Here is a 237-nt window from a genome sequence, read left to right as displayed (position 1 = left end):
TGACCCTGCTGGATGCCCGCCATATGCTGGTCTTTGGAAATAACTGTCTGTTCCAGGAAGTACTCGACAGCTTTGGCATTCGCAATGCCTGGGAAGGCGAGATGACGTTCTGGGGCAGTACCGCAGTGGGTATTGACCGTCTGGCGGCGTTTCGTGATGTGGACGTGCTGTGCTTTGACCACGGCAATGAGCGCGAAATGCAAACCCTGATGGCGACTCCGCTCTGGCAGGCAATGC

Annotated in this window: 1 protein-coding gene; it reads left to right on the top strand. The window is 56.5% G+C overall.

Annotation, left to right across the window (positions count from 1 at the left end):
* A partial coding sequence (locus tag B4920_RS27905) for a hypothetical protein (RefSeq protein WP_254051087.1) occupies positions 1–237 on the top strand: 237 nt, incomplete at both ends.

The sequence above is a fragment of the Zoogloea sp. LCSB751 genome (assembly GCF_002028455.1).
Classification (GTDB): Bacteria; Pseudomonadota; Gammaproteobacteria; order Burkholderiales; family Rhodocyclaceae; genus Zoogloea.
Note: the sequence above shows the minus strand (reverse complement) of the source record. Positions and strands in the feature narration are given on the sequence as shown.